The organism is Streptosporangium sp. H16, from assembly GCF_051918855.1.
GTDB lineage: Bacteria > Actinomycetota > Actinomycetes > Streptosporangiales > Streptosporangiaceae > Streptosporangium.
In genome coordinates this window covers 1-9,068 of sequence record NZ_JBPXMD010000075.1, presented here as the reverse complement: position 1 = coordinate 9,068, position 9,068 = coordinate 1, and the positions used below count along the sequence as shown (strand labels likewise).

Annotated in this window: 8 protein-coding genes; 4 read left to right on the top strand and 4 right to left on the bottom strand. The window is 72.8% G+C overall.

The window, feature by feature from the left end; all coding sequences use genetic code 11:
- From ACTOQ2_RS43345 to ACTOQ2_RS43330, 4 genes are all read left to right on the top strand, one after another.
- A partial coding sequence (locus ACTOQ2_RS43345; protein WP_440107783.1) for a GAF domain-containing protein occupies positions 1-1,119 on the top strand: 1,119 nt, incomplete at its 5' end.
- Positions 1,120-1,320: 201 nt separating this feature from the next.
- Positions 1,321-1,854: a universal stress protein gene (locus ACTOQ2_RS43340; RefSeq protein WP_440107781.1), complete on the top strand. Its 534-nt coding sequence runs from the start codon at positions 1,321-1,323 to the stop codon at positions 1,852-1,854.
- A gap of 219 nt (positions 1,855-2,073) precedes the next feature.
- Positions 2,074-4,581, top strand: coding sequence for a cation-translocating P-type ATPase (locus tag ACTOQ2_RS43335; protein WP_440107779.1), 2,508 nt, complete (start codon positions 2,074-2,076; stop codon positions 4,579-4,581).
- A 91-nt stretch (positions 4,582-4,672) separates the two neighbouring features.
- A complete protein-coding gene (locus tag ACTOQ2_RS43330) occupies positions 4,673-5,539 on the top strand; it encodes a universal stress protein (protein ID WP_440107777.1) in 867 nt (288 codons plus the stop codon).
- A gap of 77 nt (positions 5,540-5,616) precedes the next feature.
- Here the strand turns inward: ACTOQ2_RS43330 and pflA are convergent, their stop codons facing one another.
- From pflA to ACTOQ2_RS43310, 4 genes are all read right to left on the bottom strand, one after another.
- Positions 5,617-6,453 (bottom strand): pyruvate formate-lyase-activating protein, encoded by an 837-nt coding sequence (gene pflA / locus ACTOQ2_RS43325; protein WP_440107775.1) that lies wholly within the window; start codon positions 6,451-6,453, stop codon positions 5,617-5,619.
- A gap of 265 nt (positions 6,454-6,718) precedes the next feature.
- On the bottom strand, positions 6,719-7,315 hold the full coding sequence (locus ACTOQ2_RS43320; protein ID WP_440107773.1) for a CBS domain-containing protein: 597 nt from the start codon (positions 7,313-7,315) through the stop codon (positions 6,719-6,721).
- Between the two features lie 161 nt (positions 7,316-7,476).
- Positions 7,477-8,175, bottom strand: a complete 699-nt coding sequence (locus ACTOQ2_RS43315) for a CBS domain-containing protein (protein WP_440107771.1) — start codon at positions 8,173-8,175, stop codon at positions 7,477-7,479.
- 76 nt (positions 8,176-8,251) lie between these two features.
- Positions 8,252-8,680, bottom strand: a complete 429-nt coding sequence (locus tag ACTOQ2_RS43310; protein ID WP_440073552.1) for an Hsp20/alpha crystallin family protein — start codon at positions 8,678-8,680, stop codon at positions 8,252-8,254.
- Between the last annotated feature and the right edge of the window lie 388 nt (positions 8,681-9,068).

Below are 9,068 nucleotides of genomic sequence, written 5' to 3'. Positions count from 1 at the left end.
GAGGAGAGCCGGCGCAGGGAGATGTGGCTGCAGGCCTCGGCGGAGGTCACCACCAGCCTGCTGTCGGGCGCCGAACCGGATCAGGTGCTGACCCTGGTGGCGGGCCGGGCCCGGGACCTGGCCGCCGCCGACACCACGATGATCATGCTTCCCGACGCGGCCCGCGAGGTCCTGCACGTGATGATCGCCGACGGTCCGGGTGCCGACGGGCTCGGCCGGGCCACGGTGGACGTCACCGGCTCGCTCCCGGGCAGGGCCCTGCTGGGCGGCGAGCCGGTCATGGTCAACGATCTCGGCGAGGCGGACCTGCCCGCCGCCCTCACCCGGGACCTGACGGTGGGTCCCGCCGCCGCGGTGCCGCTGGGCGCCGCCGGGGCGGTGCGGGGGGTGCTGGTGCTGGGCAAGAGACCAGGCCGCCTGCCGTTCAGCGGCGGCGAGCTACGGACCCTGCACTCCTTCGCCGGGCAGGCCGCGGTCGCGCTGGAGCTGGCCGAGGCCCGCCAGGACGCCGAGCGGCTGGGGCTGCTGGAAGACCGCGACCGGATCGCCAAGGACCTGCACGACGTCGTCATCCAGCGGCTCTTCGCCGTCGCCATGACCTTGATGAGCATCGTGCGGTTCGTCGAACATCCCGAGGCCGCGGGCCGGCTCCAGCACGGGATCAACGAGCTGGACGAGACCATCCGGCAGATCCGTTCGACGATCTTCGCCTTGCAGACTCCCCGCCAGGCCGACGAGCCCAGCCTGCGCGCGCGGATCGTGGAGCTGGTCGAGGGCGCGCGCGGGCACCTGGGCTTCATGCCGGGCCTGCGGATGGAGGGGCAGCTCGACAACAGGGTGCCCGCGCCGGTCGCCGAGCACCTGCTGGCCGTCCTGCGTGAGGCGCTGTCCAACATCGTGCGCCACGCCAAGGCCTCCAAGGCCGACGTCTTCACCGAGGCGGCCGACGACCGGCTCACCCTCACCGTCACCGACGACGGCGTCGGCCTGCCCGGCGAGGGCAAACGTAGCGGCCTGCGCAACATGGAAGAACGCGCCACCGCGCTCGGCGGCTCCTTCGAGGCCGGCTCCTCCCCGCAGGGCGGGACCCGGCTGACCTGGCGCGTACCCCTCACCTGACAAGCGGCGCGGCACCGGTGAGAACCCGCGGGCCGCTACCCCCGTACGCCTCGGCGCCCCTCGGTCCCAGCCGGTGACAGGAGGGTCGCTGGTCCCGGCGAACCGGGACCAGCGACCCTGGCCGGGGTCGGGCCGGTCGCGGTTGCATGAAGGCGAACCCCTTCCACCACCGGGGCCACGGGACGGATCACGGAGGATCCCATGACAGGTCGACAGCCGTTCTCTCGCATCCTGGTCGGCTTCGACGGTTCGGCCGCCGGGCGGGCGGCACTGAGCTGGGGTGCCCAGGAAGCCCGCCGCAGCGGCGCGGAACTGGTGGTCCTCCACGCGTGGGGCGACCTCATGCGGTGCCGGGCACCGTACGGGCCCGGCCGGGCACCCACCGAGGAGGCGGACCGGAAGGCGATCGCTGAAACCGTCGTGAGCCAGGCGGTCGCGACCGTCCGCGCCGGGTATCCGGAACTCGCCGTGCGCTCACTGCTCTGCCGCGACAGGGCCGCGCGGGCGCTGCCGCGCCATTCCGAGACGGCCGACCTCCTCGTCCTGGGAGGGCTCCGGCCGGCGGCGGGCGGCGGATACCCCGGGGCGACCTTGCGGGCCTGCCTCGCCCTGGCGGCCTGCCCCACCGTCGTCGTCACCCCCGACCAGGTCGACCGGGTACGGTGCGCCGACATGCCCGCCCCGCGTGCCGCGATCGAATCCACGACCGGAACGGCACATCCGGCACTCGCCTGACCGGAAGACGGCGCCCGCGCCGTCTTCCGCGCTCGGGCACCGGAGGGCTCCCGCCCGCGGGAGAGAGTTCCCGCGCCAGGATGTGCCGGAAGCCGCGCACCGGCGAGCGCTCCACCCGCGCCCCCCGTGCCGGGGCGGCTGTCACCGGGGCCGAAGGTCCCTCGCTCCGGTGGCTTTCGCCCCGGGATCAAGCCACCCCCGTGATGATCTGCTGGGCACATGAGCATCAAGGCGGACACCCCGGCGGGACTCGGCGACGCGGAGGCCGCCCGGCTACTGGACGAGTACGGCCCCAACGAACTTCCGCGTTCCCGGCCACCCACCCTGCCGGCCCGCGTGGCGCGGCAACTCGCCGACCCGCTGTCGATCCTGCTGCTGATCGCCGGGCTGGTGACGCTCCTCGTCCTGGCCGAGATCCCCGAGGGAATCGCGATCCTGACCATCCTGGTGGTGAACGTGGCCATCGGCGCCGGGCAGGAGGCCAAGGCAGACCAGGCCGTCCGCGCGCTGGGCACGCTCAGCGCGCCCATGGCCAAGGTCAGACGGGACGGTGTCACCCGGCGCGTTCCGGCCGCCGAGGTCGTGCCCGGAGACGTGATCGAGGTCGCGGCCGGAGACCGGGTTCCCGCCGACGCGCGGGTGCTGGAGGTCAGCGCCCTGGGCGTCGACGAGGCCATGTTGACGGGGGAGTCGCAGTCGGCCGGCAAACAGGTCGGCGGCGCCGGCGGGCCGGGTGTTCCGCTCGGTGACCGCGACGGGGAACTGTTCTCCGGCACCCTGGTCGTCCGAGGGTCGGCGACGGCCCTGGTGGAGCGGACCGGTGCGGCGACCGAGATGGGACGCATCGCGGGTGCGCTCGGGGGGCGGCAGCCGAAGAGTCCGCTGGAGGTGGACCTGGCGCAGGCGTCGCGGCGGATCGGACTGCTCGCGCTGGCGGCGGGAGTGGTCATGGTCCTGCTGGGCCTGACCCGCGTGAGCCGCGGGGAGGCCGCGCTGCTCGACATCGTGCTGGCCGGGGTCGCGCTGGCCATCGCCGCCGTTCCCGAAAGTCTCGCCACCGCCGTCACCACCGCGCTGGCCCTGGGCTCCCAGCGGATGGCCAGGCTGGGAGTGATCGTTCGCCGGCTCTCGGCGATCGAGGCGCTCGGCGCGACCACCGTCATCGCCTCCGACAAGACCGGGACGCTGACCACCGGGCGGTTGGCCGTCGTCGACCAGGTCCCGGTCGCCGGTGCCGACCTGTGGCGGGCCGCGTTGCGTTGCAACGACGCCCGCGACGGGCTCGGGGACGCCGTCGACGTGGCGCTGCGCGCGGCCGCCGAGCGCAACGGGGCTCGGCTGCCGGAGGGCGAGAGACGCCTGAAGGCCCGGCCCTTCGACGCCGAGACCCGTTCCATGGCCGTGGTGACCGAGGGGCCGCTGCTGACCGTCAAGGGAGCACCCGAGGTGGTGCTGGCCCGCTGCGTGCCCGGCGAGCAGACCGGCCGTCTGATGAACGCCGTGACAGATCTCGCCCGCCAGGGCCTGCGGGTACTCGCGCTGGCCGAAAAGGAAAGCGATGACCTGGACGCCGACGGGCTGCGCCCGCTCGGCCTGCTCGGGCTGCGGGACGAGATCAGGCCCTCGGCCCTGCAGGCGGTCGCCGACTGCCGGGCGGCCGGCATCCGGGTCATGATGGTCACCGGTGACCATGGCGACACCGCCCGGGCCGTGGCCGATGAGGTCGGCATCGAGTCCGGCGCCGTGGTCACCGGCGCCTCCCTCGAAGGACAGAGCGTCGCCGGCAGGGTCGGGCGGCTGCGCGGGGCGAGCGTACTGGCCCGGGTGGATCCGGCGACCAAGCTCGACCTGGTCCACGCGCTGCGCGGGAGCGGAGAGGTCGTCACCATGACCGGTGACGGCGTCAACGACGCGCCCGCGCTGCGGCACGCGGACGTGGGCGTGGCGATGGCGGGCGAGGAGGGAACCGACGTGGCGCGGGAGGCGGCCGCCGTCGTCGTCACCAACGGTGAGCTCGGCACCATCGTCACCGGAGTGCGCGAGGGACGGCGCCTGCGCCACAACGTGACCTCGATGATCGGTTACCTGCTCACCGGCAACCTGGCGGAGATCCTCCTGGTACTCGTCGGCCTCATCCTGTGGCCCGACCTGATCATCCCGCTGCTTCCCGTGCACCTGCTCTGGATCAACCTGGCGCTGGACGGGATTCCGGCCATCGCCCTGGGCGTCGACCGGCCCGCGGGAGATCCTCTGGCGCTGCGGCCACAGCGGGGTGGCCTGCTGTCGGGCGCCGTACTGAGGCGGGTCGGGCTACGGTCCCTCATCGTCGGCCTGCTGGTGATCGCCGCGGTCGAGGCGGCCCGCCGGATGGGCTGGAGCGACGAGCAGGTGCGCACCCAGGCGGTCCTCGCGCTGGTCTTCGCCCGCCTCACCCTCGCCTATGTCGTGCGGGCCCGCCGGTGGACCTTCGAACGGGGATGGTGGCACGGCCGCACGATCACGATCGCGGTCGTCGCCACCGCGCTGCTCCAGGCGCTCGTCACCCTTGTCCCGTTCCTCGGCGCCCCGCTGGCCCTGGTGCCGTTGCCCGCGGCCGGGTGGGCGCTGGCCCTGGGTACGGCCGTGCTCACCCCCCTGCTCTGCGACCTCGTCCGGTGGGCGGTCGCGAGCGGGGCCGGCGCCCGTCCCGGCCGCGATCACGAGGGGTCAGGACCCCGAACACGGTGACGGAGGTCCCTCGGGCAAAGGACCTTTACCGCTGTCGCCCTCCGGTCGCCCGACGGTGTGATGGTGCAATGGGCACCATGAGGAGGATGTCATGATCGTAGTTGGAGTCGACGGTTCGCAGGCCGCGCTCGCGGCCGTGGGCTGGGCGGCGCGCGAGGCCGCGGCCCGCGGCGGTGCGCTGAGCATCGTGCACGCCATGCCCGCCTGGCCCTTGGAAGTCTCCGAGGAGGATCGCTACGCCGAGGTGGGCCGCTGGATGCGCGAGGGGGCCACGTCCATGCTGGACGCGGCGCTGGAGCGCGCCCGCCAGGAAGATCCCCGTGTCGCGGCGCAGCCGCGGCTGCTGGGCGGTGACCCGCGCGCCATCTTGATCGAGACCGCCGCGGACGCGGAACTACTGGTGGTCGGCAACCACGGACTGGGTGGTTTCGCGGGGATGCTGCTTGGTTCGGTCGCGCTGGGGGTCGCCGGGCGGGCCACCTGCCCGGTGGCCGTCGTCCGCGACTCGGCCGCCCAGCCGGCCGAAGAGGTGGTCGTCGGCGTCGACGGCTCGGCGGCGGGCGCGAACGCCCTGGGATTCGCCTTCGCCGAGGCGTCCCTGCGCGGTGCCGGCCTGCGGGCGGTGCACGCCTGGAGCCGTCCGATCGCCGGTGGCGGCCCCTTCGCCCTGCAGGCCGCGGAGGAGACGGCCGAGGTCGAGCGGCGCCTGCTGGCCGAGGCCCTGGCCGGTTGGAGCGAGCGCTACCCCGACGTCAAGGTCACCGAACAGCTCGAACACGGCCACCCGGCGCACGTCCTGGCCGAGGCCTCGGCCCACGCCGGCCTGCTGGTCGTCGGCTCGCGCGGCCGCGGTGACCTGACCGGGCTGCTGCTGGGGTCGGTCAGCCATTCGCTGCTGCACCACGCCGCCTGCCCCCTGGTCGTGACCCCCGCCCCGGAGCCTCCCGGCTCCTCCTGACCGGCGCCGCCACCCGGCCGGCGAGCGGCTCGGGCGCGGGACTCCCTGAGGCGAACCGTCAGGGAGTCCCGCGCCGGTCAGATGCTGGTGAGGCCGTACGCCCGGAACTGGGCGTGGACCCGCTCCAGCAGCGCCTGGCCGGGGGGAAGCACGCCCGCCAGGGGAAAGGCCAGGCCGAGGCGCTGGTACTTCTCGGCGGCCATGCGGTGGTAGGGCAGGACGTCGACGTGCTCGACGTTGTCCAGGCCGGCCACGAAACGGGCGACCCCGTCGACGTTGTCCGGGGCGTCGGTGACCCCGGGGACCAGCACGAACCTGATCCAGGCCGGGCGGCCCAGCTCGGCCAGGCGGCGGGCGAAGCGCAGGGTCGGCTCCAGCGAACCGCCGGTCAGGCGCCGGTAGCCGGCCGGGTCGGAGGACTTGATGTCCAGCAGTACCAGGTCGGTGTCGGCGAGCAGCGCGTCGGTGGCCCGCTCGCCCAGGAAACCCGAGGTGTCCAGGGCGGTGTGCAGGCCGCTCTCGTGGCAGCGGCGCAACAACTCGGCGGTGAAGCCGGGCTGCAGCAGCGGCTCGCCGCCGCTGACGGTCACCCCGCCGCCGGCCACGGTGACGAACCTGCGGTACTTGTCCACCTCGGCCATCACCTCGTCGACGGTGACGCGGCGGCCGTCGCGCATCCGCCAGGTCTCGGGGTTCTGGCAGTACAGGCAGCGCAGCGGGCAACCGGCGGTGAACACCGTGAACCTGGTGCCGGGTCCGTCGACGCCGATGGACAGGTCCCAGGAACTGACGACGCCGGTGCCCGGCGTCGCGGGCGGCGGGCGAAGCTCGGCTTCGCCCTGCCGCATCACGGCTTCGCGGTCGCCGTCCATCCGCGCGCATCGCGCGGCCGGGTTCATCTCGGCCTCCGTCACAGCGATCCGTGGAAACGGAAACCGCGCCAGGGCGCCGGAGTCGCCTCTTGTCGCTCGGCCGACATGCCGGTCATGCTCGTCATCGGGGAACTCCCTCGCCTCTCGTCCACGTTTCCACTGTCGTCATTCGCGCGGCCCGTCTCATCGGCCGGAGGTCACCGATGGACGGGACCAACGTCCTGGATCGCCGGGAAGGACCCGGCCACCTCGCCGGCGGTGACGTACGGCGGCGTCAGCCCTGCCGGAACGCCGGGCACTCAACCCGTTACGGGAGGTGCCTCACCCGGACGACGCCCGGGACGGTCCTGGCCAGCAGATCGGCGATCCGGTCGTGGTGGCCGTCGGCGTGCCCGCTCAGCGTGGCCACACCGTCGTGGACGGCGACCTCCCAGCGCGGCCCGAGGGGATACTGCTCGGACAGGGCGGCGAGCACGTCCGCGCGCAGCTCCTCGTCGGAACGGGCCAGCACGCGTATCAGGTCACGCCGGCTGACCATGCCCACCACTTGATCGCCCCGCAGGACGGGAAGGCTCTTGACGCGCTTGGAGACGAGGAGCTCGACCAGCCGGGCGGCGTCGGTCGTAGGGGTGACGGTCACCACCTGGCGGGTCATCACCTCCTCCACCCGCAGCGGCGGGGGAGAGGCGTGGCCCAGGATCGGGCGCAACGCGGCACGCGGGTCGGGCTGGAACTCACCTCGCAGCAGGTCCATCTCGCTGACGATCCCCACGAGCGTTCCGTCGTCGTCCAGGACGGGGGCGGCGGTGATGGCGTTGGCGAACAGCACCCGAATGGCCCAGCGCACCGAGTGGTCGGGCAGGAGCGTGATGACCGGGCCGGTCATGATATCGCGAGCCAGCATTTTCATCGATCCTTCCAGACAGGGATGTCCTCACGGCCCCGAGGCGGCCCGCCGACCACATCGGCGACCCCGCTGACGTTCACGCGCGTGTCGTCTTCTTCCGGGCGGGGTGGACTCCTTGGTCCTGGCCGGGGCCGTGAGGATGCGGGGATCCGGCCGGTTCAACCTCCGTTCCAGGTGCTGTCATCCTCCTTCCAGCGCACCTCGCTCACCACGTCGACGACGCCGTTGACGCGACCGGTCATCCGGGCCGCTATCTCGGCTTCGCTGCGACGTTCCATGGTGCCGGCCAGGGTGACGACACCGTGGTCGACCTGGATGCTGACCTGCGCGGTGTCCACCCACAGGGAGCGGCCGAGGACCTCCTCGCGAACCTCGTCGGCGATGTCGGAGTCGGGCCGGACGAAAACCCTGATCAGGTCGCGGCGGCTGACGATGCCCACCAGGCGGCCATCCCGGTCGACGACCGGGAGCCGCTTGATCCCGTGTTCCTCCATGAGCCTGGCGGCGCCGACCGTCGACGTCTCCTTGGAGACGGTGATCGCGGGGGAGGTCATCAGCTCGGCGGCGACGTCGCCCCGAGCCCTGGCCTTCAGGTCGCGGCCTTCCGGGTTCAGCCGGTGCCGCAGCCGGGCGCGCAGCGGCGGCTGGTAGCCCTCACGGTAGTACTGCTCCCGGAACTCCTCCTTGGCGAGCAGGTCCGCCTCGGAGACGATGCCGGTGACACGGCCCTCCCCGTCCACGACGGGGACCGCGCTCACCGCGTGCGCGATGAGCGTCTCGGCGATGTCCTTGAACGGTGTGTCGGCGGTGACCAGCGCCACGTTCCTGGTCATGACGTTCTCTACCTTGGTGCGCATGGCATGTTCTCCACCTGTGATGATGCGGCCCTGTGATGTTGCGGGCCCGCTCGCCCGAGCGGGCCCGCCGGATGTGTTACTTGGTGGTGCGCGCCTTGCCGACGGGGATGCGGACACCCGCGACCTTGCTGTCGTCGAGTTTCACGCTGATCTCCAGGAGGCCCTTGTCGTAGACCGCCTTGACGTCCTTGGGGTCCGCGCCCGCGGGCAGGACGATGGAGCGGGTGAGCGCGCCGTACCGGAACTCGGTGCGGTGCGTGTCCTTCTCCTCGTGGTGCCGTTCGGCGTGGATGGCCAGGACGCCGTCAGTGAGGGTGATCTCGAGGTCCTTGTCAGGGTCGATACCGGGGAGTTCGGCCAGCAGGACGTACCTGCCGTCCTTGACGTAGTCCTCGAACCGGATCGAAGGGCCGATCGCCGGGCGGAATCCCGCCAGCGGTCCTTCGAGCCAGTCGAAGATCTCCGGAAACAGTCCTCTCGGCTCCCTGCGGATGAGTGTGGTCATCTGCCCACCTCCGTGGTCTCCTTGTGCTTCTCATCTCCATCTCACGCCTGGCGGACGGCCGGATGCAGGGCCGGAGGTCCCCGCGAGGCCGCCATTGGTCACTGCCGCACAAGGTGCTTCGGGGCGGGGTGGATCATGGTGGTCCCACCCCGGTCGTCGGCCTCGTCGATCCGGATCAGAGACATCCGGCCGGGGCGTCCGGGGGCGAGCATCCATCGAAGGCGCCGGCCGAGGGATTCCGCCCGATCACGAGCCGGGCCGGTGACGGCCGCAGGCGTCGGGGCCGACGGGACGGAAGGGCCCGTGCGGGACGGCTCCGGGGCCGAGAGCCCCGGGCGGTCAGCTCTCCTGCTCGTCGTGTCCGGAGGTGAGGCGGCGGCCGGTGATC